Source organism: Cupriavidus sp. 05L310, from assembly GCF_056398185.1.
Window position 1 is genome coordinate 38971 of sequence record NZ_JBFTOX010000050.1, and the last position, 26330, is coordinate 65300.

The following is a 26330-nucleotide window of genomic DNA, read 5'->3' on the forward strand; positions in this document are numbered from 1 at the left end:
GCTTAGTCCTTGGGGCGGGCCACGACCGGCTGTCCTGATGGCACCGGCCGCCCGCGCAATGCGAGGTAGCCGCCCGACAGCATGATCAGCACGATGCCCGCCAGCGCGACGCCGTCGGGCGGGCGCTGGAAGACAAAGGTGCTGATCAGCACGGCGAGCAGCAATTGAAAGTAATTGAGCGGCGCGAGCGTGGAGGCGGCCACACGCCGGAAGGCGGCGAGCAGCAGGAGCTGGGCCAGGCCGCTGCAGGCGCCGCCGGCCATCATCAGCATGATATCGGGCGCGGACGGCATGACCTCAGGCGGCGTCACCAGCGCGGGCACGCCGGTCACCACCAGGCAGATCAGCGCGGTCCAGGCGTACAGCACCGGCCCGGCGACCACGCCGGCCAGCCGGCGCGTCAGCAGCTGGAAGGCCGCGTAGCACACGGCCGAGACCATCATCAGCACCGTACCCACGAAGGGCAGGTCACCGCCTGGCCGCACGATCAGCAGCATGCCGCCGAAGCCGGCCAGCACGGCCGCCCACTGCGCGCGTCCCACCCGCTCGCCCAGCACCGCCGGCGACAGCGCCACCATGATTAGCGGCGCGGTGAAGTAGATCGCCGTTGCCTCGGCCAGCGGCATGTACACCAGCGCGGCCATGAAACAACTGGCCACGATCCCGAGCGCCAGCCCGCGCGCCAGTAACAGCCACTTGCAGGGCGTGCGCCACAGCTTCAGGTCGCCTTCGCGCACCAGCCACACCAGCGCGATGACGCTCACCGAGACGTAGCGGGTGAGGTTCATCATCGGCGCGGAGTGGTCGCGCAGCATCCACTTGCAGAAGGCGTCGTAGCAGGCAAACGCCACCAGCGCGCAGAAAAACAGCAGGATGCCGTCGCGGCGCGCGCTTGCCGTGGTAAGCCGTAGCGATGGATTGGCGGGGCCGGTCATCAGGCCGCAGCCTTGTTGCCGCCATTGCTGCTGGCCGCGAGCTCACGCTTCAGCGCCGCCATGGCATTTTCGAAACGCGCGAATAGTTCGTCGATCTGCGCCTCGGTGACGATCAGCGGCGGGCAGAACGCGATGGTGTCGCCAATGGCGCGCACGATCAGGCCTTGCTCCTGCGCCAGCAGTGCCAGGCGCGGGCCAGCCTTCAGCGCGGGGTCGAAGCCGCGCCGCGCCGCCGGATCCGCCGCCAGCTCGATCGCGCCCAGCAGGCCGACCCCGCGTACCTCGCCCACCAGCGGGCGTCCGGCGTATGCCTGGAGCGCTTGCTGGAAGCGGGGCGCGACCGCGTTCACGTGGTCGAGGATGCTGTCGTCCTCATAGACCCGCAGCGTTTCCAGCGCTACCGCCGTGGTGACCGGATGACCCGAGTAGGTGAAGCCATGGCCGAATGTGCCGATTTTGCCGCTGTTGGCGGCTATCGCCGCGTGCACCGTCTCCGATACCATCACGGCCGAAATCGGCATGTAGCCGGAGGACAGCGCCTTGGCACAGGTGAGGATGTCTGGCCGCATGCCGTAGGTGGTCGAGCCGAACATCGCGCCGGTCCGCCCGAAGCCGCAGATCACCTCGTCGGCGATCAGCAGGATGTCATGGCGGCGTAGCACGGCCTGGATCTCGGCGAAGTAGGTCGCCGGCGGCACGATCACGCCGCCCGCGCCCATCACCGGCTCCGCGATAAAGGCGCCGATGGTATCCGGGCCTTCCGCCTGGATCAGCGCTTCCAGCTCCCGGGCGAGGCGGCTGGCAAATGCCGCTTCGCTCTCGCCTGGTGCGCCGTAGCGGTAGTGATGCGGGCAGCCGGTGCGCAGGATGCGGTCGATGGGCAGGTCGAAATCGCGGTGATTGGCTTGCAGGCCGCTCAGGCTCGCCGCTGCCACGGTGACGCCGTGATAGGCGTTGGTGCGCGCGATGATCTTCTTCTTGTCTGGCTTGCCGATGGCGTTGTGGTAGTACCAGACCAGCTTGACTGCGGTGTCGTTGGCCTCCGAGCCGGAGTTGGCGAAGAACACCTTGGACATTGGCACGGGCGCCATCGCGACCAGTTTTTCGGCCAGCATGATGGCCGCCGGGTTGGAGCGGTGGTTGAAGGTGTGATAGTAGGGCAGCGTGCGCATCGCCTGCACGCCAGCCTCGATCACGCGCGCATGGCTGAACCCGAGGGAGCTGCACCACAGGCCCGACATCCCTTCCAGGTAGCGCTTGCCCTGGTCATCCTCCACGTAGATGCCGTCGCCCTTCGTGATGACGAGCGGGTCGACGCCGGGGTGAGCGGCCAGGTTGGTAAAGGGGTGCAGATGGGCCGCGATATCGTCGGCAGCAAGGGCGGCGTGCGAGGGCAAGGCGACGGTCATGTCAGGTGACGTCCTGTTGTCGTTGTCTGGTGTGTTGGAGGGGAGGGCAGCGGCATGGCAAGGCCAGGCTCATCAGGATCAGTATCCCCGCGCCGGATCCACTGCCACCGCGGGTCGCTGCCCGCGGCGCAGTTGCGCCAGATTATCCAGCGTCTGGCGCGCGATCGTAGCCGAATCGGTGCGGGCCGCCACATGCGGCGTGACCACGATGCGCGGATGCCGCCAGAACGGGTGCTCCGCCGGCAGCGGCTCGTGCTGGAAGGCGTCCAGCGTGGCAGCACCCAGCGTGCCCTCGTCCAGCGCGCGCAGCAGGTCGGCCTCGACCAGATGGCTGCCGCGGCCCACGTTGATCAGATGCGCGCCGCGCGGCAGGCGGGCAAACAGGTCGGCGCACAGGAAACCCTGCGTCTGCGCGGTAAGCGGCAGCAGGCAGACCAGCGCGTCGCAGCCTGCCAGGAAGGCATCCAGGCCGTCCTGCCCGTGGAACGCATCGACACCCTCGGGCAAGTCAGTCTTGGCGCTACGGCTCCAGCCGCGCACCGAATAGCCCACCGCCTGCAGTGCGCGGGCGCTGGCAATGCCCAGCCTGCCAAGCCCTGCAATGCCCACGCGGTGCCGCGACGGCGCCACGATGGGCTGCTCCTGCCATTGCCTGGCTGCCGCGCTGGCCAGATAGGCGCCCATGCTGCGCTGGTGCTGGATCACGGCCCATGTCACATAGGCCGTCATGCTGCCGGCCATCGCGGTATCCACGATGCGGCACACGGTTGGCCCGGACGGCAGGTCCGGATCGCTCCGCAGGTGGTCGATGCCCGCGCCCAGCGACTGCACCAGGCGCAGCTTCGGCATGGCGGCCAGCAACCCGGGCGGGGGCACCCAGCAGACCGCGGCATCGATCTCGTCGAGCGCACCCAGGTCGGGCCCCACGCGCAGGTCCAGCCCGGGCGCCGCCGCGCGAAAGGCGGGAACCAGGTAGCTCATGTCGAGCACGCTGCTAAGCAGTGCCACGCAGGGCGGTTCGCCAGTCGTCATGTCCTTCATGCCCAATGTCGCGGCTGCATCTTCGGGGCCGGTGCGCGTCATGCGTAGCCTCCGACCGCCTGCAGGCGGTCCGGCTCCCGTGCCTCGGTAATCTCCTGCGCCCGTGTCAGGCGCGGGATGGCTTCGATCAGCTTGCGCGTGTACGGATGCTCGGGCGCGCTCAGCACGCGGGCCGTCTCGCCGTACTCGACTACTTCGCCCCGCTGCATGACGGCGATCTTGTCGCACATCTGGGCCGCCACGCGCAGGTCGTGGGTGATGAAGACCATGGCCAGCTTGAACTGTTCGCGCACCTTGGCGAACAGCTCCAGCACCTGCGCCTGCACCGACACATCCAGCGCGGAGACGGGCTCGTCCGCCACCAGCAGCTCCGGCTGCATGGCCAACGCCCGGGCAATGCCGATGCGCTGGCGCTGCCCGCCGGAAAACTCGTGCGGATAGCGCTCGGCAGCCTCCGGGCCCAGCCCGACCAGCCCGAGAAGCTCGATCGTGCGGGCCCGCGCCTCCTCGCGCGAGACCCCCTGGGCGATCGGGCCGGAGGCAATGGCCGCACCGATCCGGTGGCGGGGATTGAGCGAGGCGTAGGGATCCTGGAATACCATCTGGAGCTTGCCGCCGGAGCGTTGCAGCAAGCCGCTGCCCTGCGACAGGTTGCGCCCGTTGATCACAATGCGGCCGCTGTCGAACGGCGCCAGACCGACGATACAGCGACCCACCGTGGATTTGCCGGAGCCCGATTCGCCCACCAGCCCGAGCGTCTGTCCGCGCAGCAGTTCAAAGTTCACGTTGCGCGCGGCCTGCACCTCGCGCCCGCGCCGCAGCAGGCTGCCGCCGGTGCGGTAGGTCTTGCACAGGTCCTGCACCTGCAGCACGCGGTTGCGTTCCGCCTGCACGGGCGGCTGGCGCAAATGGCCACCGGGAATCGCGCTGATCAGCTTGCGCGTATAGGGATGCTGCGGCTCGGTCAGCACGCGCGCGGCCGGCCCGGCTTCGACAATGGTGCCGGTCTGCATCACCACCACCTGGTCGGCGATCTCGGACACCACGCCAAAATCGTGCGTGATAAACAGCACGGCCATGCCACGCCGCTTCTGCAGGTCGCGGATCAACTGCAGGATCTGCGCCTGGGTCGTCACGTCGAGCGCGGTGGTGGGCTCGTCGGCAATCAGCAGGCGCGGCTCCAGCGCCATGGCGCACGCGATCATCACGCGCTGGCGTTGCCCGCCCGACAAGCGGAACGGATAGCTGTCGTACAGCAGTTCCGGATCGGGCAGGCCGACATCGGCCAGCGCCGCCACGATGCGCCTGCGCTTCTCGGCCGCGCCCAGACGTTGGTGCGCGTCGAATACTTCAGCGATCTGGTCGCCGATGCGCATCACCGGGTTGAGCGCCGTCATGGGTTCCTGGAACACCATGCCGATCTTCTGGCCGCGCAACTCGCGCATGGCGGTGTCATCCAGCTGCAGCAGGTCCTGCCCCTCGAACAGGATGCGCCCGGCAACCGGTTCCACGTGTGGCCTTGGCAGCAGGCCCATCACCGCATTGGCGATCATGGATTTGCCCGAGCCGGACTCGCCCACCACGCACAGCGTCTGGCCGGCAGCCAGCGTCAGCGATGCGCCTTGCACCGCCAGGGCGCGGTCGCCGCCGGCCGGCAGGCGGATGCTCAGGCCCTGGATTTCAAGTACCGGTGTGCTCATCGTCCGCTCCCGCCAAGGCGCGCGTTCAGTGCGTCGTTCAGGCCTTCGCCCACCATGTTGAGTGCCAGCACCGTGAGCAGGATGGCCGTGCCGGGAAATACTGCCATCCACCAGGCCTGGCGCAGCACCGTGCGTGCCGAGCCCACCATATAGCCCCAGCTCATATGGTTAGGGTCGCCCAGCCCGAGAAAGCTCAGGCTGGATTCCAGCAGGATGGCGGTCGCCACCATCAGCGACGCCATCACCACGATGGGGGAGCTGGCATTGGGCAGGATCTGCGAGAGGATGATGCGCGGCGTCGATTGCCCGGCCAGTTTGGCGGCCTGCACAAAGTCGCGCTGGCGCAGCGTGAGGAACTCGCTGCGCACCAGGCGCGCCACCGGCGGCCAGGACACGATGGCGATCGCGGCCACGATGGAGCCAATGGACGGCTCGAAGATCGCCACCAGCACCAGCGCCAGCGCAAAGCTCGGCACCGCCTGGAACAACTCGGTAAAGCGCATCAACGCTGCATCGATCCAGCCGCCGAAGTAGCCTGAGATGGCGCCCAGCGTCACGCCGATCAGCAGCGAGACCACGGTGGACACGACACCGATCAGCAGCGAGATGCGCGCGCCGTGGATCACGCCCGCCAGGATGTCGCGCCCCATGGTGTCGGTGCCCATGGCAAAGCCGGCCTCCTGCATGGGCTGCAGGAACGGCTGTTGCACCATGTCCCAGGGATCGTTCCCCGCCATCCACGGGCCGAACAGCGCGAGCACGGCAAAGGCCGCCAATACCACCATGCCGAGCACGGCTGCCTTGTTGCGGCAGAAACGCCGCCAGAAAGTATTTTTCATTGCATCTCGATCCGCGGGTCGACCAGGGTGTAGACGAAATCGGTCAACAGGTTGAACAACACGGCCATGGCCGCGGTGACCAGGAAGCAGCCCAGCAGCAGGTTGTAGTCGCGCTGCAGCAGGGCGTCGAACATCAGGCGGCCGATGCCGGGCCACGCAAACACGGTCTCGGTCAGCACCGCGCCGCCGATCATGCCGCCGGCCTGGATGCCGGCCAGCGTGACCACCGGCAGCAGGGCGTTGCGCAAGATGTGGGCGCGCTGGATACGCCCTGGCCGCACGCCCTTCGCACGCGCGGTCTTGACGAAGTCCATCTGCGCGACCTCCAGCATCGAGGCCCGGGTCATGCGCGCATACACCGCCATGTAGAACAGGGCCAGCGTGAGCGCCGGCAGCACCAGGTGCGAGGCAATGTCGAACACCAGCGCCAGGCCGTGCAGGTCCGCGCCCACGGTGAAGTAGCCAAAGCCGGGCAGCCAGTCCAGCTTCACCGAGAACAGCAGCACCGCCATCATCGCCAGCCAGTACAGCGGCGTGGCGTAGAACACCAGGGCGAACAGGGTGATGGCGTTATCCACCCAGCTCCCCGCGCGCCGGCTCGCCCATGCCCCCAACACCACGCCGAACAGCACCGAGAGCAGGAAGGCGCTGCCGGTCAAGATCAGCGTGGCGGGCAGGCGCTGCAGGATCAGGTCCAGCACCGGCTGCTGCTGCCGGTACGAGTAGCCCAGGTCCAGCTGCACCACATGGCCGAGGTAGGTGGCCAACTGCTCCGGCACCGGCTTGTCCAGCCCGAACTGGGTGCGCAACTGCGCGACGAACTGAGGGTCGGATGCGCCGGCCTCGCCAGCCATCACCGAGACCGGATCGCCCGGCGCGGCCCGGATCAGCAGGAAGTTGACGGTCGCGATGACCAGGATCGCGATCACGCCCTGTACCACCCGGCCTAGCATGCGCTGCGTACGACTCATGGCTTTGCCCCCGAGATGAAGATGACTGCCATCACGCCAGCCAGGCGCGGCCGAGGCCGTCGTTCAGGCCGATGCCGGAACTGATGGGATTGTTGATGCGGGAGCGGAACAGGGTGGGGAAGTTGAGCTCGTGCATCCACACCACAGGCATTTCGTCGACCAGGATTTTCTGCACCTGGTGGTAAATCGCGGCCCGCTTGGCGGGATCCATCTCGCGCGCGCCGGCCTGGAACAACTCGTCGACCTTGGCGTTGCGATAGCCCTCGACGTTGTTGAAGGGGGAGCCCTGCGCGATGTTATCCGAGGTGTAGTTGCGCGCCACGCCCAGTGCCGGATCGCCGTACTGGTAGACATAGGTGAAGGCGAGGTCGTAGTCCCACTTGTTCAGGCGCTCGCCCCAGCCGGCCACGTCGGTGGGCGTCATCTCGATCTTCACGCCAGCTTGCTGGAGGTTCTGCCGCACGATTTCAGCGGAGCGGGTCCAGGTTTCGCCGTAGGGCAGGGGCAGCAGGCGCAGCGTTTCGCCCTTGTAGCCGGATTCGGTCAGCAACTGCTTGGCCCGGGCCAGGTCGCGCGGATACTTGGCCACATCGGTGCTGGCGTACTTGATGTGGCTGTTGAAGGGGCCGGTGGCGGTTTTCGCATAACCCTGCCATGCCACCTTGGCGATCGCATCGCGGTCGATGGCAAAGGCCAACGCCTGGCGGAACTTGATGTTGTCCATCGGCGCCTTGCGGTTATTGACCCACAGCCACGAGTGCGGCGCGAAGAACTCCCAGCCCTTGGTGGTGACCTGCACGCCGGGCAGCTTGCTCAGGCGCGCCACGTCGAAGTACTCCACCGTGCCGCCGGGCACCAGGTCGACCTTGCCGGACTCGAACGCCGCGGCTCGTGCGGAGGCATCGGGAATCACGTGGAAGTACACGCTGTCGACCAGCGGCACGTCGGGCTGGTGGTACGCATCGTTGCGCACCAGTTGGATGTACGAGCCGCGCACCCATTCCTTGAACTTCAGCGGTCCGGTGCCGATGGGCCTGGCGTTGGCCGGGTTGGTCAGGAAATCCGTGCCCTCGTAGATATGCTTGGGCACCATGGGCATGGTGCCCACTTCGAAGATGCCGAGGAACGGGCCAAACGGATACTTCAGCTTGAATTCCACCGTGAGCGGGTCCACTGCGCGGATGCTCTCCACGGCCGCCAGGTTGGCCCGCAGCCGGGCGTGCGTCTTGCGCAGGAACACATCGGCGGAAAACACCACATCGGCCGCGGTGAACGGCTTGCCATCATGCCAGGTGACCTTGGGCTTGAGCTTGAATGTGTACACGGTACCGGTCGGGTTGACCGCCCAGGACGTCGCCAGCGCCGGCTGCGGCTCCAGCTTTTCGTCATAGCGCAGCAGGCCCTCGTAGATGTTGCCGGAGATCAGTTGGGTGGGGCCGTTCTGGGTAATGCCGATCATCAGGCCGGACGGCTCCGGCTGCACGAGCGCGTTGATCACGCCGCCCTTCTTGCCCTCCGCGAGAACGTGGAACGGCACACCCGCGAGCGACAACCCGGCGGTGGCGAAACCCATTTTGATCAGTTGGCGACGATTCATGGCGGACTCTCCTGGGGGCTTGGTATGTGGAACTGGCAAGACGAAAGCGTGAGGGTGTCAGTCGCGGAACGACGTGGAAGCGGCGGGTTCCAGCCGCTCAAGCAAGGCGCGCCACTCACGCGCGTACGGGTCGGGTGAACCGGGCAGGCGGTTGGTATCGCCGCTTTCGTATTGGCGCGCAGTTTTCTCGCGGATGGCCTCCGGCACCGGATTGACCAACTGGCCGCTCGACTGGATCGCCACCTGCACGCGGCAGGCGCGCTCGAGGTTGTGCATGAGGATGAAGGCCTCCGCCACGCTGCGGCCAAGCGTCACCAGGCCGTGATTGCGCAGGATCAGGGCGCGCTTATCGGGGCCGAGATCGGCAATCAGGCGAACGCGCTCTTCATGGTCAAGCGCAATGCCCTCGAAATCGTGATACGCAACGCGTTCGTGGAACTGCAGCGCCCACTGGTTGGACGGCTGCAGGCCGCAGGCCAGCGAAGATACCGCCACGCCAGCCACCGTATGCGTATGCAGTACGCAGGCCGCGTCGTGGCGCGCGGCGTGCACTGCGCTGTGAATCGTGAAGCCCGCGGGATTGACGTCCTGCCCCGGCGGCCCGCTGATGATGTGCCCGTCAAGGTCGATGCAGACCAGCGATGAGGCGGTGATATCCCGGAACAACATCCCGAAGGGGTTGATCAGGAAGCGGTCTTCCGTGCCCGGCACACGCGCCGAAATATGGGTGTAGATGCTGTCGTCCATGCCATGCAGCGCGACCAGGCGGTATGCGGCGGCGAGATCCTCGCGCACCCGTTGCTCAGCCGCGGAGATGGCAGGAACCAGGCGGGAAGAGACGTTATTGCCCATATTTTATGTCCTCGGATTGGCGATAGGGTGACTGTAGGTCGATATTCAACTGTCGACAGTAGGCAGTTACACCAATAACGCAAATTCCGGACCACCTTTCCCATCCTCGTGCGAGTCTGTCGGGATGTGGATTTAAGAATCTGATTTATAAGGGTTTTTTGTCGCAAAGAGGGCGGAGCGCGGGGGCGCCGGAAGCGTGAACCGTGCCCGCGAATGGTGCGACGCACAAGAGAAGGGCGCCGGGCAGGCAGGCGGATGGGCATTCTGAACGGGAGGTGGCGCCGCAAGCCGGGGGCGGCGCCAATAGGGAGCAGGGCGACTGCTTACTGGGCGCGCGCGGCCGTGACCCAGCCGTTGGCCGCATTGGCTGCCAGCACCTGTTTGGCAATCGAATCGCCCAGGCGTTGCGCGTCGCCGGAAAGGGTGGTGCGCTTCGCTTCCGTGGCGCCGTGCACGCTCGCAGCCGCTGCGGCGCTCATTGCGAGATGGCCGGCTGCGGCGCCTGCGCCAGCGGTTTCGGCCATGCCCGGGATATGGCCGCTGTCGGCGTTGGCAGTAAAGGTCTCCAGCAGCACTGGCGTGCCGTCGGCAGGTTTGTACAGCAGCTGGACCGAAGCGCCGACTTCGCTCTTGCCCGCGCCGAGGCCGATCAGCATGCGACGGCGGCGCATGCCTTCGTCGAGCTTCTGGAAGTTGCCCGCGACGATCAGCGCATTGCCGTTGGCCGGCGCCGGGGCATCGCTGCGCACCGCGTTCAGTCCCTTGGCCCGCAGCTGGCGCACGATCTCGTCGGACACCTCTTCGCGCGCTGCCTGTGCGGCCTGCACTTGCTCGTTCGCCGGGGCGCTGCCGCTGACCATCGTCTTCAGCTTCTGTGCGATGCCACTGTCCAGCTTCACCTGGTCGGGGCTGGCATCGAAGGCCTGCACGTAGATGACGTCGGCACGCGCCTGCGGCTGCGCCAGGGTCTGGCTGACACCAGCCACGCCGGCGCTGGCGCAGCCGGTCATCAGCAGCGAGCCGGCCGCGACGGCGGCGATGGTCATGCGGGTGGCGTTCTTCTTCAGCAGGAATTGGAAAGAGGTTTGCATGTCGGATCCTTCTTCGGCACGGTCGGCCGGGAATTGTCGGGAAGCTGTCACCGACAATCATTGGATCCACCGGATCGCAAACCATCGGAGTACATATCTGCACGTCTGCCGCTCATCGCTTCTTGCTGCGTGCTGTGCGGTGCATCGCGCTGACGACAGTATGGAAAACGCAGGCGCTGCACGCCAGGCGGCAACTATTTCGCGCGATGTCACGACTCTGACCGGCGCGTGCAGGCGGGATGCTGTGACATCCGGCGACATATTTCCCGCATGGCGTTCGCCGCGGCCGGCTACTACATTTGCCTCACCGACGCGAACGCGGCCCCTCCCGCAGACAATGCGTCCAACTCACTGCATTGGAATGAACATGCATAACTTCGCAAAAATCGCGTTCTTCGTCACGTCGTTCATCGTGGCAGTCTCACTGGTCGAGGCCTGCTTCCTGGCCCGCAAGGCGCGCAAGGAAGGCAAGGCCTACCCCTGGCACGAAGTCTGGATGTCGCTGGCCGACCTCGCCGGCCGCAAGCTGATTGCGCTGCTTCCGCTGTCGCTGGCCACGCCGATCTTCTCGTTCGCCTGGGAACATCGCATCTTCACGGTCGAGATCAACAGCGCGCTGATGGTGCTGCTGCTCTTCATCGGCCAGGAATTCTGCTACTACTGGTACCACCGCGCTTCGCACCGCATCCGCTTTTTCTGGGCAACGCATGCGGTTCACCACTCGCCGAACGAACTGACGCTGGGCACGGCCTACCGCCTTGGCTGGACCGGCAAGCTCACCGGCACCGCAGTGTTCTTCGTCCCGCTGGTCTGGCTCGGCGTGCGTCCGGAAGTCGTGCTGGCTGCCCTGAGCTTCAACCTGCTGTACCAGTTCTGGCTCCACACCACCTGGATCCCGAAGCTCGGCTGGTTTGAATACGTGTTCAACACCCCCTCGGCTCACCGCGTGCACCATGCCTCGAACATCGACTATCTGGATGCGAACTTCGGTGGCGTGCTGGTCATCTTCGACCGCCTGTTCGGCACCTATGTGGAAGAACGCGACGACGAACCCTGCGTCTACGGCCTGACCACGCCGACCACGACGCACAACCCGATCGTCAACCAGTTCGAACACTGGGTCAGCCTGGGACGGGACATCGCTTCGGCACGCAACCTGTGGGACGCAATCAGCTATCTGGCCCTGCCCCCGGGCTGGAGCCCGGACGGCAAGGGCGACACCACCGAGAATCTGCGCCGGCAAGTCCAGGAAGCGCACGCCGCGGTGCCCGTAACGAACCGCTAAATGACGGCGGCACAGTCCACAAGCCAAGCCTGATCAAAGAACGCCCGGGGCATCACCGGGCGTCTATCGCTGGGCCAAGCGCCATCAGGTTCGCGGGCCTGTGGTGTTGGCTCCAGCCTCTGGCGTCGCCAAATTCCGGCGCAGCTTTCCAGAGGCTCAACCATGCAGCCCCGAAAGGAACTGCTTCAGTTCCGGCGACTTCGGTTCCCCGAAGATTTCCTCCGGCGAGCCCATCTCATGCACCTTCCCGTGATGCATGAAGACCACGCGGTCGCTGACCTTGCGGGCGAAGTTCATCTCATGCGTGACCATGACCAAGGTCATGCCTTCCGCCGCAAGGCCTTCCACCACGCCCAGCACTTCGCCGACCAGCTCCGGATCGAGTGCCGAGGTGACTTCATCGCACAGCAGCACGGCCGGGTCCATAGCCAGCGCGCGGGCGATTGCCACGCGTTGCTGTTGTCCGCCGGATAGCTGGTCGGGGAAGCTGTGGAACTTGTCGCCAAGGCCCACGCGCTCGAGCAGTGCTAGTGCACGCTTGCCGGCCTCGGACTTGGGTGTGTCCTTCACCAGCGTAGGCGCCAGCATCACGTTCTGGCCGGCGCTCAGGTGCGGGAACAGGTTGAAGTTCTGGAAGATCATGCCAACGTTCTGCCGCAGGTCGCGCATGGCGCGGGCGTCGCCATGGCGAAGTGCCTGGCCATCGACGCTGAGCGCGCCTTCATCGAAGCTTTCCAGTCCGTTGATGCAGCGGAGCAAGGTGCTTTTGCCCGAGCCGCTGCGGCCGATGATGCAGACCACCTCGCGGCGCCCGATCTGCAGGTCGATGCCCTTGAGCACTTCGTTGGCGCCGAAGCGTTTGCGCAGGCCCTGGATATCGACGAGGGAAAAGGGCTTGGTGGTTTCGGTTTGCTTGGACATGGGATGACCGGACCTCAATGCTTGGGCTGCAGGCGGCGCTCAAGGCGGCGGCTGCACAACGACAGCGGGAAACACAGGGCGAAGTACAGCAGCGCGACGCAGCCGTAAGCCAGGAAGGGCTGGAAGGTGGCGTTGGAAATCATCTGGCCAGCCTTGGTGACTTCCACGAAGCCGATCACCGAGGCCAGCGCGGTGCCCTTGATCACCTGGACCAGGAATCCCACCGTGGGCGCCACCGCGATGCGCGCGGCCTGCGGCAGGATCACGTGCTGAAGCTGCTCGCGCAGATTCATCGCCAGGCTGGCGGAGGCCTCCCACTGGCCCTTGGGAATGGCGTTGATGCAGCCGCGCCAGATCTCCGTGAGATAGGCGCTGGCATATAGCGTGAGGCACAGTGCCGCCGCGAACAGCGCCGAGGTCTCGACGCCCAGCAACGCCAGCCCGAAGTAGAACAGGAACAACTGCATCAGCAACGGAATGCCCTGGAACAGCCGTACGTAAAGCGCCACGCCGCGCACTGCGCCCGGCAAGCGCGCAATGCGTGCAACCAGCAGCATCATGCCAACGACGCTGCCACCGACGAAAGCGATCAGCGACAGCCCCACTGTCCAGCGCAGCGCCAGCAGGAGGTTGCGAAAAATGTCCCAAAGTGAAAAGTCAACCATGGTGTATGCCTCCCGATCTCAGCGGCCAAAGATGAAGCGCGGACCGACCCAGTTCAGGATCTCGCGCAGCACCACGGCCAGGCCAAGGTAAACGCACGTGGCAACGATATAGGCTTCAAAATTGCGGAAAGTGCGGCTGGCGATCATATTGGCCGCATAGGAAAGCTCTTCGGTGGAGATCTGGCTGCATACCGCCGAGCCCAGCATCACGATGATGACCTGGCTCACCAGCGCCGGCCACACGCGCGACAGCGAAGGCGGCAGCACCACGCGCGTAAAGATCTGCCAGCGGTTGAGCGCCAGGCTCTGCGCGGCTTCGATCTGCCCGCGCGGCGTGGACTCCAGCCCGGCGCGGATGATCTCGCATGCATAGGCGCCGAGGTTTAGCGTCATCGACAGCACGCACGCCACTTCCGCCGGCATCCGCACGCCAATCGAAGGCAGGCCGAAGAAGATAAAGAACAGCTGGATGATGTACGGCGTATTGCGGATTGCCTCTACATAGCCGCCCACCAGTGCGCGCAGCCATGCCGAACCATGGATGCGCGCCCAGGCGCAGCCGATGCCGACCAGCGTGCCGAGGGCCCCGGAGAACACCGTCAGGAGAATCGTCAGCAACAGGCCACGCAGCAGCATGGGCCATTGCGAGAGAACCGGCGCAAAGTCGAAGGAGATCATGCAGTGCAGCTAGAGAGTTCTTTGTCTACGGCGGGACTGACCCGCGAGGCAGGCCAGTGCGCCGGCAACGTGGGGCTCGCGCACGGGGCCGGAAACGATGCGATCCGCTTACCCGTTCACCCGTTTGCGATCAGTCCGGCAATTCGCCCATGCCGCGGCCGAGCCAGCGCTGCGCGTAGCCGTTGAGCGTGCCATCCGCCTTTGCCTTGCGCAGGATCTCGTTGACCTTCTCCAGTAGCGCGTTTTCGCCCTTGCGCACACCGATGAAGTTGGGTGAATCCTTGAGGAGCAGTTTGTACTCGGCCTCTACCTTGGGGTTCTTCGCAATCGCCGCGGCAGCCACGGCGGCGCCAGTGGCCAGCAGTTGCGTTTGCTGCGAGACGAAGGCGGCCACGGTGGAGTTGTCGTCCTCAAAGCGTTGGATCTTCAGCGTGGGCGGCGCCACTTGCTGCAGCACATCGTCCTGGATGGTGCCGCGCGTGACCGCGATGGTCTTGCCGCCAAGATCGGCAAAGCTCTTGATGCTCATTGCCTTCGGACCAAACACCGCCTGGTAGAAGGGCGCATACGCGATCGTGAAGTCGATCACCTTGGCGCGCTCGGCGTTCTTGCCTAGCGCCGAGACGATCAGGTCGATCTTCTTGGTCTGCAGGTAAGGGATACGGTTCGGCGTGCTCACTGGGACGAGATCGGCCTTGACGCCGAGCTTGTCGGCGACCATCTGCGCCACGGCCACGTCCAGGCCCTGCGGCTTCAGATCAGTGCCCATGAAGCCATACGGCGCGAAGTCGGTCGGGATGCCGATCGCAATCGACTTCTTGCCTATCACGGCGCTCAGGGAATCGTCGGCTTTGGCGGGTGCCATAGCGATGAGTGCGGCGCCTGCGATCAGGCTGGCGATGGCGGTGAACTGTCTGCGTTTCATAAAGGCACCTTTGTCAGTCGGTCGGGGAACACGAGGGACTGAAACGCAAGTTGTGTGCCACTGCTGGCGATGCCGGCCGCGCGGGCGAATGCGAAGGGGGTTCTTTCGACGGCATTGCCTTGAAATCAAGCACTTGGCGGACGCCTCCCCGACAGCGCCACTGACTTGGCATTGCCCTTGCATGAAAGGCCGCCAACACTGAAACAACGGTTTCATGCGCACCAAAACATGAAATCAAGGTTTCATCATTGTGCAGGCCCGGACCACTTTGGTGCGGGCAAGCGGAACGGAGGCACGGACCCGACATGGCCATTCAACCCGCGCTGGAAGCGCAAATCCACCAGTGCTACGGCGAACTCTCTTCAGCGGACAAGAAATTGGCCGACGTGCTGCTCATGCGGCAGAAAGACCTGCTCAGCTACTCGGCCACCGAACTGGCAGAGCTGGCGAGCGTTTCCAAGGCGAGCGCGGCGCGCTTCTTCCGCCGCCTCGGCTATGCGGACTTCAGCGCCTTCCGGCAAGCGCTGCGGGACCAGGTCTCCGAGCAATCGCCGCTGTACCTGATGGAACACAACGGGCTGCCGCCCGAGTCGGGGGGCGCGCAATCGGTCGTGGCCGGCCTGGAGGCGCACCTGCAACTCGACAGCCGGCGGCTCGCCAGCCTGCCGGAACAACTCAGCGAGCGCGCGCTGGAAACCACGCTCACCGAACTGGCCGGCGCGCGCCGCGTGTGGGTGGTAGGTTACCGCAACAGCTTCATGCTGGCTTTCTATGCCAATGCACTGCTCTCGCAGGTGCGCCGCGAGGTGTACCTGCTCAATGAGCAAGCGGGCAAGGATGCCGAACTGGTGGCCGAAATCGACAGCAAGGACGTACTGCTGGCGGTGGACTTCCGACGCCGTGCGAAACGCCTGAACGGCATGGTGACACTGGCCCGGGAGGCTGGCGCCAAACTCATCCTGCTCAGCGATACCCCGGTTTCCACGCTGGCCGCCAAGGCCGCCGCCGTGCTGCGCTGCTCGCACCACGGCGGCCAGGTTTTCGATTCCTACGTTGCCGCCGTCAGCCTGGTGAACTACCTAGCCACCGCCATGGTAGGCCGCTCCCGCAAACGTTCGCGCGCACGCATGGCGCGCGTGGAGCGCGCGCACGACGTGCTCGGGGACCTGGAGACCGGCCACTGAGATCGTCTGGCACGCAGCGCCGCCATCAACATCACGCAATAACGCATTCTGACTGGACCAATACACACGCATGACCAAGCTCCCCAACCTCTCGCTCGATCTTTTCCCCAACCCGGCCCTGAGCCGCGCGGAACCCTATGGTGCACAGCGAGCCGCCATCCTGAGCGAGCCGGCCCTGGCCGCCGCCCGCCGCGAGATCTCCGCCTGGGAGGGCTACCAGCCCACGCCGCTGAAAGCCCTGCCGAACCTGGCGGCCGCGCTGGGTGTCGGCCAGATCCACTACAAGGACGAAGGCTCGCGCTTCGGGCTGGGAAGCTTCAAGGCGCTCGGCGGTGCGTATGCCGTGGGACGCCTGCTTTGCCGCGAAATCGGGTACCGGATCGGCCGCGAGCTAAGCATCGTTGACCTGGGGACGCCGGAGCTGCGCAGCATGTGCGCCGAACTCACCGTGACCTGCGCCACCGACGGCAATCACGGCCGCTCCGTGGCCTGGGGCGCCCAGCTGTTCGGCTGCCGCTGCGAGATCTATATCCACGCCACCGTCAGCGAAGGGCGCAAGACCGCCATCGAACGCTTCGGCGCCCAGGTGGTACGCACCACGGGCAACTACGACCAGGCCGTGCAGCAAGCCGATGCCGATGCGCGGGTCAATGGCTGGTACGTGATCTCGGATACCTCGTACCCCGGCTATATGGACGTGCCGCGCGATGTCATGCAGGGTTATCAGCTGATGGTGGACGAAGCCGTCCATGCGCTGCCGGCGTGGCCCACGCATGTGTTCATCCAGGCCGGCGTGGGTGGCTTTGCCGCCGCCGTCTGCGGCTACTTCTGGGAACGTGAGGATGGCAAGAACAGGCAGCGCCCCGTCTTCACCGTGGTGGAACCCGCCAAGGCGGACTGCCTGATGCAAAGCGCGCGCGCTGGCAAGGTCACCGCCGTCATCGGCGAGCTGGATACGCTGATGGCCGGCCTGGCTTGCGGCGAAGTTTCGCTGCTCGCCTGGGAAATCCTTGCCGAAGGCGCCGACGCATTCTGCACGGTCGACGACGCATCCGCGGTAAAAGCCATGCGCCTGCTGGCCCAACCGCAGGGCGACGATCCCGTGATCGTGGCCGGCGAATCCGCCGTGGCCGGGCTGGCCGCTGCCATCGCCGCCATGCAAGACCCGCAGGCCTGCGCGGCGCTCGGGCTCAACCGCCAGAGCCGGCTGCTGTTTATCGGCAGCGAGGCCGACACGGATCCCGCGCTGTACGCTGAACTGGTTGGCCGCAGCGCGGACGCAGTGCGCGCCGGAGCCGCGGCATGAGCGAGCAGAGCGCACCAAAGGCAGATCCCGCGCCGCGCATTCGCGGCGAGCGCCTGCTGCAAAGCCTGGACGATCTCGCGCAACTCGGTGCCATCGAAGGGGGCGGAGTGTGCCGCCTGGCATTGACCGATGCCGACGAACTCGGCCGCGACTGGACGGTGGCGCGCATGCAGGCGCTGGGCATGACCGTTACCATCGACGCCATCGGCAACGGCGTGGCCGTGTATCCCGGCAGCGAAGACCTGCTCCCTGTCATGATCGGCTCGCACATCGACACCGTGCGAACCGGCGGCCGCTACGACGGCAACTACGGGGTGCTGGCCGGCCTGGAAGTGGTCGCCACGCTGCGTGATGCTGGCCTGCGTCCGCGTCGCCCCATCGCCGTCGCCTTTTTCACCAATGAAGAGGGTGCGCGCTTTCATCCGGACATGATGGGCTCGCTGGTCTATGTGGGCGGAATGCCACTGGAAGACGCGCTGGCCACTACCGGCATCGATGGCGTCACGGTAGGCGCCGAGCTGCGGCGCATCGGCTATGACGGCCAGGCGCCCGTAGGCAAGCCGCGCGTCGACAGCTTCGTGGAGCTGCATATCGAGCAAGGCCCGGTGCTGGATCTGCGGGGCTTGCAGGTTGGCGTGGTGGAAGGGGTGCAGGGAATCTCCTGGACCGAATTCACCATCGACGGAGTATCCAACCACGCCGGCACCACGCCTATGGAGCTCCGGCACGACGCCGGCTACGCCGCCGCGCGCGTCGCCAATTTCGTGCACGACCTGGCGCTGCGCTACGGCGGCCGGCAGATCGCCACCGTGGGCGCCATGCGTTTCGAGCCGAACCTGATCAACGTCATCCCCAACCGCGCCGTCTTCACCGTAGATCTGCGTAATACCGATGAACGGCGGCTCGCCGAAGCCGAAACGGAAGTCCTCGCCTTCGCCCAGCAAACCTGCGAGACGGAAACCCTAACTCTTAGCCATCGCCGGCTGGCACGTTTCGAGCCGGTGGCATTCGATCCTATGGTCATCGACCTGGTCGAGCAGGAAACCGCAGCGCTTGGCTTCACCCATATGCGCATGCCCAGCGGCGCCGGTCACGATGCGCAAATGCTTGCCCGCGTCTGCCCCGCCGGCATGATCTTCGTGCCCAGCGTGAAAGGCCTGAGCCACAACGTGCGCGAGTTTACCGAGCCGGACGACCTCATCGACGGCGCGCAGATCCTGCTGCAGGTGGTGCTCAAACTCGCCGACCGGCCGTGATCGACGCCAAGCCCCTGCCACTAGCCTGAACCGCTACCCTGAACGCATCCTGGAGTTACCCGTGTCCCGTATTGTGAATGTCGCCATCGGCCAGCTTGGCCCCATCGCCCGCGCCGACAGCCGCCAGCAAGTGGTCAGGCGCCTGTGCGACCTGATGCGCGAAGCCCACGCCTGCGGCTCGCACCTGATCGTCTACCCCGAGCTGGCGCTTACCACTTTCTTCCCGCGCTGGTACATGGAGAGTGACGAAGAGATCAACAGCTTCTTCGAGCGCGAGATGCCCAGCGCCGCCACGCAGCCGCTGTTCGATCTTTCGCGCGAGCTTGGCGTCGGCTTCTACCTCGGCTACGCCGAACTCGCCAACGAACAAGGCAAGACGGTGCGCTACAACACCTCCATCCTCGTCAACCGCCAAGGGGATATCGTCGGCAAATACCGTAAGGTGCACCTGCCCGGCCATCGCGAGCACGAACCGTGGCGCCGCTTCCAGCATCTGGAAAAGCGCTACTTCACGCCCGGCAACCACTTCGGCGTGACTGAAGCCTTTGGCGGCAAGATCGGCATGGCCATCTGCAACGACCGCCGTTGGGCCGAAACCTATCGGGTGATGGGCCTGCAAGGCGTGGAGATGGTGCTGATCGGCTACAACACGCCCGTGCACAATGCGCCAGCGCCGCAGCACGACGACCTCTCGCTTTTCCACAATCAGCTCTCGATGCAGGCCGGCGCCTACCAGAACGGCACCTGGGTGGTCGGTGTGGCCAAGGCGGGGCTGGAAGAGGGCGTGGACGGCATTGGCGGCAGCTGCATCATCGCGCCCTCCGGCGAAGTGCTGGCCAGCTGCATCACCAAGGGCGACGAGGTCGCCATCGCCCGCTGCGACTTGGATTTCTGCGACGTCTACAAGCGCACCACGTTCAACTTCGACGTGCACCGGCAGCCGCAGGCGTACGGGATGATTGTGGAGCGCAGAGGGGAGACGCTGATGGCGAATGGGAGCGCGGTGGTGGTCTGACGCCTGGCGCACGCAAACTATTGATCCTTGTATAAATGATGACATCACCACAAGGCAGAGGGTCTTTTGGTTAGCGGTCGCGGCCGCATGCGTATGAAGAGCACCTGAGGAGAGCAGCCCGCGACCGGTAACTAAAAAACCGTTTGTGCTAAATCGCTCCACGGGCGGTAGCGATCTGCAACAAGAGTCGCATCGTGCGCGACTACCTCGATAGCACTGGTGGTGCAGTGCAGATGGCCTTTGTCGCGCCCTACAGCCCGGATCTGAATCCTGTGGAGTATCTCTGGGCCTGGCTCAATCGCCATGCCCTCGCCAATTCCTGCCCACACTCGCTCGCCGAACTCAAGGAAGCAGGCCGAGTCGTGATGATGTCATCATTTATGCAAGCCTAAATAGGGGGATCTCCGTTGGCGCCGGGCCCCGGCAATGCCCCACCTCGGTTGCTGCCCCGGCTTCCTCGCTTCCCCTTCATGGGGTAGTCGAATGGAAGGGACTTTGGGTCGGCCGGAAGAGCACCTTTACCTTCCACGTATGCGGCCATCGGTTCCGTGCTTTAGCGACAACTCATGGGCGATTTTCAGGTGAAAACTTGGACCGCGAACCATTGGCCTCATCCTCTGCAAGAGCAAGAACGGGCTGATCGTGGAATATGCGCTGCGTGAGTCAGCGAAGCCAAGCGATACAAGCTGCAGTAATTGGCCATGCCGTTCGGAGAGGGCGTTGGCTGCGCTAGAATGACCCGCGACAGGACGACAATAACGAGGGTCGAGCGGTGACGTCGCGGACACACTACACCACATTGGGCCTTGCCAAGACTGCCTCTGCGGCAGAGATCAAGGCCGCCTATCGGCGAATGGCGATGCAGTGGCATCCGGATCGCAACCCGAAAAGCCAGTCCGAAGCCACCGCCCGCTTCAAAGAAATCAAGCACGCCTACGAAACACTGAGCAACGAACGGAAGCGTGAAGCCTATGACGACTCGCTGGACGAGACTAGATTCGGGTCTGGCGCGGGATCGTTTGGTTTCGGCGCCGGCGCAAACCAATCTTCGGGAAGGGCGAAGCCGGCCGGATTCGGTTCCTACTGGCATCGCTCCCCGCCGCCTGTACGCGGCGAGGATATTGAGTGCAAGGCATCGATCTCCGTCGAGACGGCGGTCAATGGGGGAACGATCGAGGTAAAGGTTCCATACGTCGGTCCGTGCGATGCCTGCGGCGGTACGGGATGGGCGCGGGCCGCGTCGCGCTGTAAGGCGTGCGCTGGCGAAGGATGCTCTAAGTGCGACTATTCGGGTAGGACAAACGTCTGCGCTACATGCAAGGGGAGTGGTCACGCGAAAGCGGAACGGAAGATTGCGACGGAGGTTCGTGGTGGAATCGTCGATGGCATGATGATTCGCATCGTCGGTGGTGGCACACCCGGGGGAAATGGCGGGGCCGATGGCGACGCACTGTGCAGGATCAAGGTGCTGAAGGCTGGAAGCTACAAACTTCAGGGCCTCGACCTGATGGGGGAAGTAAAGGTGGATTTTGCAACTGCCGCGATCGGCGGGAAGGTGCACGTCGACGTGTTCGGGAAGTCCTACACCGTCGAGGTGCCGCCCATGACGCGCGCGGGGAAGATCCTCCGGCTGTTAGGGAAGGGCCTGCGACACGCTGTCAACCATGACACGGGCGATCTGCGGCTCAGGGTCGTGATCGACCTGCCGAAGGGACGGCTCAGCGAGGCGCAAAAGCAGGTGCTCAAAAGCATGTTTGCGGACGGCATGAGTTTACACGACTGACCGCGCCGATGCCGCACCGGTGGCAGGGGCATCCGCGGCCGGCGCGCGGGTCTGCGAGTTTGAGCTCGAGCCCAGTGAACGGCAGCCCCCAGGACGCCCACGCTACAGCGAACGCGCGGCCCAGGTGCCGGCGGCTAGTCGATGCGGGCGCCGCTCGCCTTGAGGATCGGCCGCCACGCCTGGTACTCGGCCACCACGAACTTGCCGAACGATTCCGGCATGTATTGCATTGGCTCCGCGCCTTGCAGCAGGAGTTTCTTGCGCATATCCGGGCTGCTGACAGCGTCGGCCACGGCCTTGTTCAGCCTGGCAACCACTCATCAGCGGGCGCTTGTCCGAATTTATCGTCAGCATCGTGAAACTGAAGGTCTCGGCTCCGACCTCGCGCGGCCAGGTCCGCCACAGCCCCGCGATCGCGAAATCGGCTTCGTCCTTTAGCCAGGTCCGCCAGCGAACCGACTTGGCCCCGCCCTCGTAATTGGGTTCGTAGAAGCTGGTAGCCGGCACGAGACAGAACAGACCGTTCGCCCACGCGCCAGCGAATGATCGCTTTTCGCGAATGGTTTCCGATCGTGCATTGGACATATCAAACTTCTTTCCGTCAGGCGGAATGCGGGATTTCGGGATCATGCCGAAGGTAGCGATCAGTCCTTGGTTGGTGCCATCCTGATTTGCTTGGATAATCGGAGCGGCATAGTCGGGCCACGTTTCCGGCGGGTAGTCGGTGGAGGGTGGTTCGACGCCGTAGACATCGTGCAGCAGCCGGCGCTGAATAGGGGCGTAGTTGTTGCACACGGATTAGCACGACGACGATGAGCGCGACGACGAGCACAGTGGCCATCGCGAATCCAGGATGGTCGCCAATATCCCTCAGGAGACTAGGTTAAGCAATTCTCAGTACAAGCCGGGAAGCTGGTCTACATCGTGTTTGCACTCCCTATAAGGCAGTTTGCATCACGATACCTTCAGCCGTATTGCCTAGCGGAAATTCCGTCAATGGGAGCAAAGCACGAGGCATTTCTGATGTGGTGATTGGCGCGAACCCGAGGCGCGCGAAGTAGGCAGAAGCGGACGTCGTTTGCAATACAATCGACTCGACACCACGTTGCCGAACCTCAGCGATGATGGTGGAAATCAGAAGCTCTCCGAGGCCAGCAGACCGCGCACGCTGAGCAACGGCTAACCCTCGCAGGAGACCGACTGAGCCATATTGCTCGATACCGGCACATCCAAGAAGGCCCGCATTGTCCCGGGCCACAACGTACCGTTCGATATGTGCGCGCACCCCCTCGATGGGTAGTGCACAAGCACGCATGAGCGCCTCCACCTCGGGGAAATCATCTTCAGTTGCGTAGCGGGGGCGCATGAGGCACTCCTTCATGCCAAGCTCGTCCCCGTATCCTACGTTTGTCCTCGCGCTTTAGCGCGTAGGGATTGTTCGTAGGTAGATTCGATTATCCATCGCAGGAAGATGAATAGGCGTGCCGAGAGTGCCGCATTATTGTGGCTGAGGTGGTGATTTGCAGTGCCGAGCTTAAAACCCCATTGATGCCGGACCAAGGTCTTCCGAAGCCTGATGGGCGCCTGAAGGCTACGCAGTTCGCGGATGTCGGCCCAGCGGGGGCTCTCTGATTACTCCCAGGTGAGCGTAGAGTCCTTCAGCAGGTGGCCCGCCAGAATGTAGTCTCCATGCTCAATGGCACGCGCTTCCAGTTCGCACAGGCAGACCTCCGGCAGCGCGGTCAAATCGAACATGCAATACAGGTGCCGCTGCCTGAATGTGAGTTTCGGTGCTCGTAATCCACGGACCAGGGCTTCCGAAGAGCGCACAGCGACATGCTCAATGGTTCGGAACTGCACGACGACGCCATATTGCTGCCCGAGCCTTCCAAGCTCGAACGCATCTTCCCAGGCGGTCTCGTAGTCGAGGTCTACCGTGCCCTTCATCCGAGAACTGATGCGTTCAACCGCATTGGTCCGATTGTGTGCGACGTAGACGGTCACGGGCGTACCTCGTCGGTGGAATCGCGGTGCCAGAAAATATATCGATAACTGTAGGTCTGCGCAACCGGAAGCTGCGCGCGCTTGAGCTAAACCAGCAATCGTCCCTCATGCAAAGTCAGCTCGACTTCCTGTCTCCAGACTGGGGCGTGACCCGCGTCGACAGTACGCGGACAGCCGGAATGTCCATTTCCCGCTGGGCAGCTTGTCGCCGTAGCTGACCTTGGATTTACCCTCTCGGCAGTAGAGCGGGAAGGGCTGGCCGGCAGGAGTCTTGCGTCGAGATCATGCGAGGAGAGCGTCAAAGTCAGGTTCGTTTTCCGCGCCCCCGGTGCTGCCTGGAATGACCCTGGCTGTCATGCGCGCCGCATAATACGCGCGGCCGACCTGCGGCACACCTGTGATGTTCTCGACGAACGGCCAAGCACGCCTTCCGAGCCAGCGCCTCATGCAGCTATGGCTCGTCGACCCGCAGCCCGCTAGTTCTGCAAGCTCATTCAGAGTGAGAGACGTGCTCACCTCATTCTTTAATCCGCCGGACCCGGCGGGGAAAATCGGTGATCTGTTGTACCGCAGCGAGCACAAACTGGCTTTGATTTGTCTTGACTCGGGTCAACTTCACGCCTGATGTTGGTGTTAGGCTCATCTCACCTACTTGGAGATTCGCATGCATGAAAGTGAACAGTCGTACAAGGGGTTCAAGGTTCGGCTTGTCATGCCCGATGGCGTCAATGCTGGCGAACACTTTGGCCGGGTGCAGGTTTCGGGTCCGGATCAGAGTGTCGGAGTTCGATTTACGCCGGACTGGATTCAGCCACCCAAGACGGCCGAGGAAGCGGAAGCATGGCTTTTCGCATATGCAGCCGGTGTCATTGACTGTGAGTTGGCGGGCGGCCTTGGGATGGATCTCAGAAATGAGTAGAGTCTCATGCATCGCTTTACCGAATATCGCGGGTTCGCGAGCGGCGTTGACTTGGTCAGTCCGCTTAGGACATGTTCGATGTCTTGTTCCAAATCGAAGGTCCGTGAAGCCGTCTGGCGCGGCGGCATTTGGCAAGCGAATCAAGGCCCATGGTGGGCATTCCCCGTCGCTGGGCGCATCGCGTCGCGGAGGTCGCGGGCAGGGCCGCGGTGAACGTCATCTTTGGGGTTCCAGAGTAAGAGTTGCCGGGAGATATCATGGGTCAGAAGGTCTTCGAAGAACTACCGCTGCACGAGCAAAAGGACTTCGAGTCGGCATGCAAGAAGCATGGCCGGATCCGCGAAGAATTCACGGTCGCCTTCGATGAGGACGGCCCTCACAAGGAAGGCGTAAGCCACAGTACTCGTCGGGTGGCCGTGGCTGCAAATCTTACTGGTGCCCGCCAGGCCTACACGGCCGGGAGCGGCACGTCCTGGACAGTCGAGTTCGAGCGAGACCTCGCGCGAGGTCTCTTCTGGGAAACCTACGATTAGATTCACGCTGCCTCCGGGTGCGGAACTGCTACAGATAGGGCCACAGCCACAGGCTGCACCCAAACCGGTGGCCGACAGCATGGACGTATCGCCAGCCTCTGCCGATGCAGGTTACATCAGGGCCACGCCGAACAGGCGCGCTTCGGCGCTCTCGATCGCGATCGGTCCGCCCATGGCGTTGCCTTGACCGATCAGGAAACTGAGTTCCAGTTCGTAGTCAAGCTTTTGGCTCGGACCGAAGTCCGGCCTGTCGGCACTTCCCTTGGTCTGGCCACTCGGGCGACGCACCGGCGTGCCGCTGACCACGATTGACGAACGGCGTCCGTGGTAGCCGATCGGCACCCACTTGTAGTTGGGCAGCGGGGGGCTATCGGGGCGGAACAGCTTGCCCACAGCGGTGGCGTGCTGGATGCCAATATAGAAGCTGGTGTAGTCGCCAATGCGTGCGGGCAGGGCGTACTCGGCTTCGGCCTGCGCAAGCAGGCAGGACGCGAGCGAAATCTGCGCCGGCGCCCCCTTGCGCAACGCGCGCGAGAGCGCGAGCCGTAGCGTCGACTACGCCTTGGGGCCGAGCGCCATCAACGCGTTCAGGTTGTCTTGCGCCGCGGCTTGGGCGGCGATCTGGGCCTCGCCGGTGAAGATGGCCGCGCCCAGCGCTGCAGCGAGGTCGAGAACTGGTTGCCGATGGCCACGCCGCCGCGGAAGGCTTCCGGCGTGCCCTTGCGGCGGAAGACGGCGAACGGCAGGTTCTGCACGGGGAATCGGTGCCGGGGGCGTTGGCGGATGCGACCCAGCTTCGCAAGGTCACATCGTGGGTTTCCTTCAGGGTAGTCATGATGGATTCACACAAGCTCGATGCGATGCGATGATCACTGGCCCGACGCGCTCGTGCTGCCGTCGTGCATCCAGGCAGCGTGCTTGGGCGCACGCTTGGTCTTGGACCATTCCTCGAGCATTTTCCACTTGACGTCGTCGAGCTTGCGCATCATCTCGGGCGTGGCGGTATTGGCCGCCAGTTCCAGCCGGTGGCCGTTCGGGTCGAAGAAGTAGATCGACTGGAAGATGGTGTGGTCGGTGGGGCCCAGAACGTCGATGCCCGCGGCTTCCAGGCGCTGCTTGGTGGCCAGCAGCGTCTCCAGCGAGTCGACTTCCAGCGCCAGATGCTGCACCCAGGCGGGCGTGTTGCGGTCGCGATCCATCGGTGCTTGGCTGGGCAGTTCGAAGAAGGCCAGGATGTTGCCCTGTCCGGCATCGAGGAAGATGTGCATATAGGGATCGGGCGCCTTGGTCGAGGGCACTTCGTCCTCGGCGATGGCCAGCACGAACTTCATGTCCAGGTGCTTCTGGTACCACTCTACGGTTTGCTTGGCGTCGATGCAGCGGTAGGCGACGTGGTGGACTTTCTTGATCAGCATGGCGAA

Annotated in this window: 26 protein-coding genes and 2 pseudogenes; 9 read left to right on the forward strand and 19 right to left on the reverse strand. The window is 64.4% G+C overall.

The annotated features are described in order from the left end of the window. Positions 1-2: 2 nt before the first annotated feature. From AC1DS6_RS30270 to AC1DS6_RS30310, 9 genes are all read right to left on the reverse strand, one after another. The gene (locus tag AC1DS6_RS30270; protein ID WP_477103755.1) at positions 3-935 is read right to left on the reverse strand and encodes a DMT family transporter; all 933 of its coding nucleotides are present in this window, start codon (positions 933-935) and stop codon (positions 3-5) included. After that, a complete protein-coding gene (locus AC1DS6_RS30275) occupies positions 935-2344 on the reverse strand; it encodes an aspartate aminotransferase family protein (RefSeq protein ID WP_477103756.1) in 1410 nt (469 codons plus the stop codon). Before AC1DS6_RS30275 ends, AC1DS6_RS30270 begins: the two co-directional genes overlap by 1 nt. Before the next feature lie 78 nt (positions 2345-2422). Continuing rightward, a complete protein-coding gene (locus tag AC1DS6_RS30280) occupies positions 2423-3427 on the reverse strand; it encodes a 2-hydroxyacid dehydrogenase (RefSeq protein WP_477103757.1) in 1005 nt (334 codons plus the stop codon). After that, complete coding sequence (locus AC1DS6_RS30285; RefSeq protein WP_477103758.1) at positions 3424-5085, reverse strand: ABC transporter ATP-binding protein; 1662 nt, start codon at positions 5083-5085, stop codon at positions 3424-3426. The genes AC1DS6_RS30280 and AC1DS6_RS30285 overlap by 4 nt, the downstream gene beginning before the upstream one ends. Next, positions 5082-5924 (reverse strand): ABC transporter permease, encoded by an 843-nt coding sequence (locus tag AC1DS6_RS30290; protein ID WP_477103759.1) that lies wholly within the window; start codon positions 5922-5924, stop codon positions 5082-5084. The genes AC1DS6_RS30285 and AC1DS6_RS30290 overlap by 4 nt, the downstream gene beginning before the upstream one ends. Next, entirely contained in the window at positions 5921-6895 is a 975-nt protein-coding gene (locus tag AC1DS6_RS30295; protein ID WP_477103760.1) for an ABC transporter permease, read from the reverse strand. The genes AC1DS6_RS30290 and AC1DS6_RS30295 overlap by 4 nt, the downstream gene beginning before the upstream one ends. Before the next feature lie 31 nt (positions 6896-6926). Beyond that, positions 6927-8492 (reverse strand): ABC transporter substrate-binding protein, encoded by a 1566-nt coding sequence (locus tag AC1DS6_RS30300; RefSeq protein ID WP_477103761.1) that lies wholly within the window; start codon positions 8490-8492, stop codon positions 6927-6929. Between the two features lie 57 nt (positions 8493-8549). Beyond that, positions 8550-9344: a class II aldolase/adducin family protein gene (locus AC1DS6_RS30305; protein WP_477103762.1), complete on the reverse strand. Its 795-nt coding sequence runs from the start codon at positions 9342-9344 to the stop codon at positions 8550-8552. A 323-nt stretch (positions 9345-9667) separates the two neighbouring features. After that, on the reverse strand, positions 9668-10435 hold the full coding sequence (locus AC1DS6_RS30310; protein ID WP_477103763.1) for a DUF4410 domain-containing protein: 768 nt from the start codon (positions 10433-10435) through the stop codon (positions 9668-9670). 367 nt (positions 10436-10802) lie between these two features. On the opposite strand from AC1DS6_RS30310, the gene AC1DS6_RS30315 reads away from it, so the two are divergent. Further along, positions 10803-11720 carry a sterol desaturase family protein gene (locus tag AC1DS6_RS30315; protein ID WP_477103764.1) on the forward strand — a complete coding sequence of 306 codons (918 nt, stop codon included), beginning with the start codon at positions 10803-10805 and terminating at the stop codon, positions 11718-11720. A 156-nt stretch (positions 11721-11876) separates the two neighbouring features. Here AC1DS6_RS30315 and AC1DS6_RS30320 read toward each other — a convergent pair whose 3' ends face one another. From AC1DS6_RS30320 to AC1DS6_RS30335, 4 genes are all read right to left on the reverse strand, one after another. After that, positions 11877-12641 (reverse strand): amino acid ABC transporter ATP-binding protein, encoded by a 765-nt coding sequence (locus tag AC1DS6_RS30320; RefSeq protein WP_477103765.1) that lies wholly within the window; start codon positions 12639-12641, stop codon positions 11877-11879. Positions 12642-12655: 14 nt separating this feature from the next. Beyond that, the gene (locus tag AC1DS6_RS30325; protein WP_477103766.1) at positions 12656-13306 is read right to left on the reverse strand and encodes an amino acid ABC transporter permease; all 651 of its coding nucleotides are present in this window, start codon (positions 13304-13306) and stop codon (positions 12656-12658) included. 18 nt (positions 13307-13324) lie between these two features. Next, positions 13325-13984, reverse strand: coding sequence for an amino acid ABC transporter permease (locus tag AC1DS6_RS30330; RefSeq protein WP_477103767.1), 660 nt, complete (start codon positions 13982-13984; stop codon positions 13325-13327). A gap of 130 nt (positions 13985-14114) precedes the next feature. Next, positions 14115-14909, reverse strand: a complete 795-nt coding sequence (locus AC1DS6_RS30335) for a transporter substrate-binding domain-containing protein (RefSeq protein ID WP_477103768.1) — start codon at positions 14907-14909, stop codon at positions 14115-14117. 305 nt (positions 14910-15214) lie between these two features. Between AC1DS6_RS30335 and AC1DS6_RS30340 the strand changes: the two genes are divergently transcribed. The 6 genes and pseudogenes from AC1DS6_RS30340 (at position 15215) to AC1DS6_RS30365 (ending at position 21453) form a co-directional block, all read left to right on the forward strand. Continuing rightward, positions 15215-16093, forward strand: a complete 879-nt coding sequence (locus AC1DS6_RS30340) for a MurR/RpiR family transcriptional regulator (protein WP_477103769.1) — start codon at positions 15215-15217, stop codon at positions 16091-16093. A 70-nt stretch (positions 16094-16163) separates the two neighbouring features. Continuing rightward, positions 16164-17399 (forward strand): diaminopropionate ammonia-lyase, encoded by a 1236-nt coding sequence (locus tag AC1DS6_RS30345; RefSeq protein WP_477103770.1) that lies wholly within the window; start codon positions 16164-16166, stop codon positions 17397-17399. Next, complete coding sequence (locus AC1DS6_RS30350; protein ID WP_477103771.1) at positions 17396-18655, forward strand: Zn-dependent hydrolase; 1260 nt, start codon at positions 17396-17398, stop codon at positions 18653-18655. The genes AC1DS6_RS30345 and AC1DS6_RS30350 overlap by 4 nt, the downstream gene beginning before the upstream one ends. 61 nt (positions 18656-18716) lie before the next feature. Beyond that, positions 18717-19670: an N-carbamoyl-D-amino-acid hydrolase gene (locus AC1DS6_RS30355; protein ID WP_441628276.1), complete on the forward strand. Its 954-nt coding sequence runs from the start codon at positions 18717-18719 to the stop codon at positions 19668-19670. A gap of 179 nt (positions 19671-19849) precedes the next feature. Next, positions 19850-20062 (forward strand): annotated as a pseudogene (locus AC1DS6_RS30360) (transposase); the annotation flags it as partial. Between the two features lie 380 nt (positions 20063-20442). Continuing rightward, positions 20443-21453, forward strand: coding sequence for a DnaJ C-terminal domain-containing protein (locus tag AC1DS6_RS30365; RefSeq protein ID WP_477103772.1), 1011 nt, complete (start codon positions 20443-20445; stop codon positions 21451-21453). A 102-nt stretch (positions 21454-21555) separates the two neighbouring features. Here the strand turns inward: AC1DS6_RS30365 and AC1DS6_RS30370 are convergent, their stop codons facing one another. The 4 genes from AC1DS6_RS30370 to AC1DS6_RS30385 form a co-directional block, all read right to left on the reverse strand. Continuing rightward, complete coding sequence (locus AC1DS6_RS30370; RefSeq protein WP_477103773.1) at positions 21556-22248, reverse strand: SOS response-associated peptidase family protein; 693 nt, start codon at positions 22246-22248, stop codon at positions 21556-21558. A gap of 142 nt (positions 22249-22390) precedes the next feature. Then, a complete protein-coding gene (locus AC1DS6_RS30375) occupies positions 22391-22819 on the reverse strand; it encodes a GNAT family N-acetyltransferase (protein WP_477103774.1) in 429 nt (142 codons plus the stop codon). Between the two features lie 266 nt (positions 22820-23085). Continuing rightward, a complete protein-coding gene (locus AC1DS6_RS30380; RefSeq protein WP_477103775.1) occupies positions 23086-23457 on the reverse strand; it encodes a PHA-granule associated protein 4 in 372 nt (123 codons plus the stop codon). Between the two features lie 282 nt (positions 23458-23739). Continuing rightward, positions 23740-23973, reverse strand: a complete 234-nt coding sequence (locus tag AC1DS6_RS30385) for a DUF4224 domain-containing protein (protein ID WP_477103776.1) — start codon at positions 23971-23973, stop codon at positions 23740-23742. A 148-nt stretch (positions 23974-24121) separates the two neighbouring features. Between AC1DS6_RS30385 and AC1DS6_RS30390 the strand changes: the two genes are divergently transcribed. Together AC1DS6_RS30390 and AC1DS6_RS30395 are read left to right on the forward strand one after the other, a co-directional pair. Continuing rightward, complete coding sequence (locus AC1DS6_RS30390) at positions 24122-24376, forward strand: hypothetical protein (RefSeq protein ID WP_477103777.1); 255 nt, start codon at positions 24122-24124, stop codon at positions 24374-24376. Between the two features lie 257 nt (positions 24377-24633). Beyond that, entirely contained in the window at positions 24634-24909 is a 276-nt protein-coding gene (locus AC1DS6_RS30395) for a hypothetical protein (protein WP_477103778.1), read from the forward strand. A gap of 114 nt (positions 24910-25023) precedes the next feature. Here AC1DS6_RS30395 and AC1DS6_RS30400 read toward each other — a convergent pair. Further along, positions 25024-25744: pseudogene (locus AC1DS6_RS30400) on the reverse strand (fumarylacetoacetate hydrolase family protein); the annotation flags it as partial. A 34-nt stretch (positions 25745-25778) separates the two neighbouring features. Next, positions 25779-26324, reverse strand: coding sequence for a VOC family protein (locus AC1DS6_RS30405; RefSeq protein WP_477103779.1), 546 nt, complete (start codon positions 26322-26324; stop codon positions 25779-25781). Positions 26325-26330 lie beyond the last annotated feature (6 nt).

Coding starts and splice junctions, on each gene's coding strand:
- AC1DS6_RS30310 (WP_477103763.1), bottom strand. CDS start 10,435: ATGCAAACCTCTTTCCAATTCCTGCTGAAGAAGAACGCCACCCGCATG.
- AC1DS6_RS30345 (WP_477103770.1), top strand. CDS start 16,164: ATGACCAAGCTCCCCAACCTCTCGCTCGATCTTTTCCCCAACCCGGCC.
- AC1DS6_RS30285 (WP_477103758.1), bottom strand. CDS start 5,085: ATGAGCACACCGGTACTTGAAATCCAGGGCCTGAGCATCCGCCTGCCG.
- AC1DS6_RS30290 (WP_477103759.1), bottom strand. CDS start 5,924: ATGAAAAATACTTTCTGGCGGCGTTTCTGCCGCAACAAGGCAGCCGTG.
- AC1DS6_RS30275 (WP_477103756.1), bottom strand. CDS start 2,344: ATGACCGTCGCCTTGCCCTCGCACGCCGCCCTTGCTGCCGACGATATC.
- AC1DS6_RS30325 (WP_477103766.1), bottom strand. CDS start 13,306: ATGGTTGACTTTTCACTTTGGGACATTTTTCGCAACCTCCTGCTGGCG.
- AC1DS6_RS30320 (WP_477103765.1), bottom strand. CDS start 12,641: ATGTCCAAGCAAACCGAAACCACCAAGCCCTTTTCCCTCGTCGATATC.
- AC1DS6_RS30305 (WP_477103762.1), bottom strand. CDS start 9,344: ATGGGCAATAACGTCTCTTCCCGCCTGGTTCCTGCCATCTCCGCGGCT.
- AC1DS6_RS30270 (WP_477103755.1), bottom strand. CDS start 935: ATGACCGGCCCCGCCAATCCATCGCTACGGCTTACCACGGCAAGCGCG.
- AC1DS6_RS30395 (WP_477103778.1), top strand. CDS start 24,634: ATGGGTCAGAAGGTCTTCGAAGAACTACCGCTGCACGAGCAAAAGGAC.
- AC1DS6_RS30350 (WP_477103771.1), top strand. CDS start 17,396: ATGAGCGAGCAGAGCGCACCAAAGGCAGATCCCGCGCCGCGCATTCGC.
- AC1DS6_RS30300 (WP_477103761.1), bottom strand. CDS start 8,492: ATGAATCGTCGCCAACTGATCAAAATGGGTTTCGCCACCGCCGGGTTG.
- AC1DS6_RS30405 (WP_477103779.1), bottom strand. CDS start 26,324: ATGCTGATCAAGAAAGTCCACCACGTCGCCTACCGCTGCATCGACGCC.
- AC1DS6_RS30335 (WP_477103768.1), bottom strand. CDS start 14,909: ATGAAACGCAGACAGTTCACCGCCATCGCCAGCCTGATCGCAGGCGCC.
- AC1DS6_RS30295 (WP_477103760.1), bottom strand. CDS start 6,895: ATGAGTCGTACGCAGCGCATGCTAGGCCGGGTGGTACAGGGCGTGATC.
- AC1DS6_RS30315 (WP_477103764.1), top strand. CDS start 10,803: ATGCATAACTTCGCAAAAATCGCGTTCTTCGTCACGTCGTTCATCGTG.
- AC1DS6_RS30280 (WP_477103757.1), bottom strand. CDS start 3,427: ATGACGCGCACCGGCCCCGAAGATGCAGCCGCGACATTGGGCATGAAG.
- AC1DS6_RS30375 (WP_477103774.1), bottom strand. CDS start 22,819: ATGCGCCCCCGCTACGCAACTGAAGATGATTTCCCCGAGGTGGAGGCG.
- AC1DS6_RS30340 (WP_477103769.1), top strand. CDS start 15,215: ATGGCCATTCAACCCGCGCTGGAAGCGCAAATCCACCAGTGCTACGGC.
- AC1DS6_RS30390 (WP_477103777.1), top strand. CDS start 24,122: ATGCATGAAAGTGAACAGTCGTACAAGGGGTTCAAGGTTCGGCTTGTC.
- AC1DS6_RS30330 (WP_477103767.1), bottom strand. CDS start 13,984: ATGATCTCCTTCGACTTTGCGCCGGTTCTCTCGCAATGGCCCATGCTG.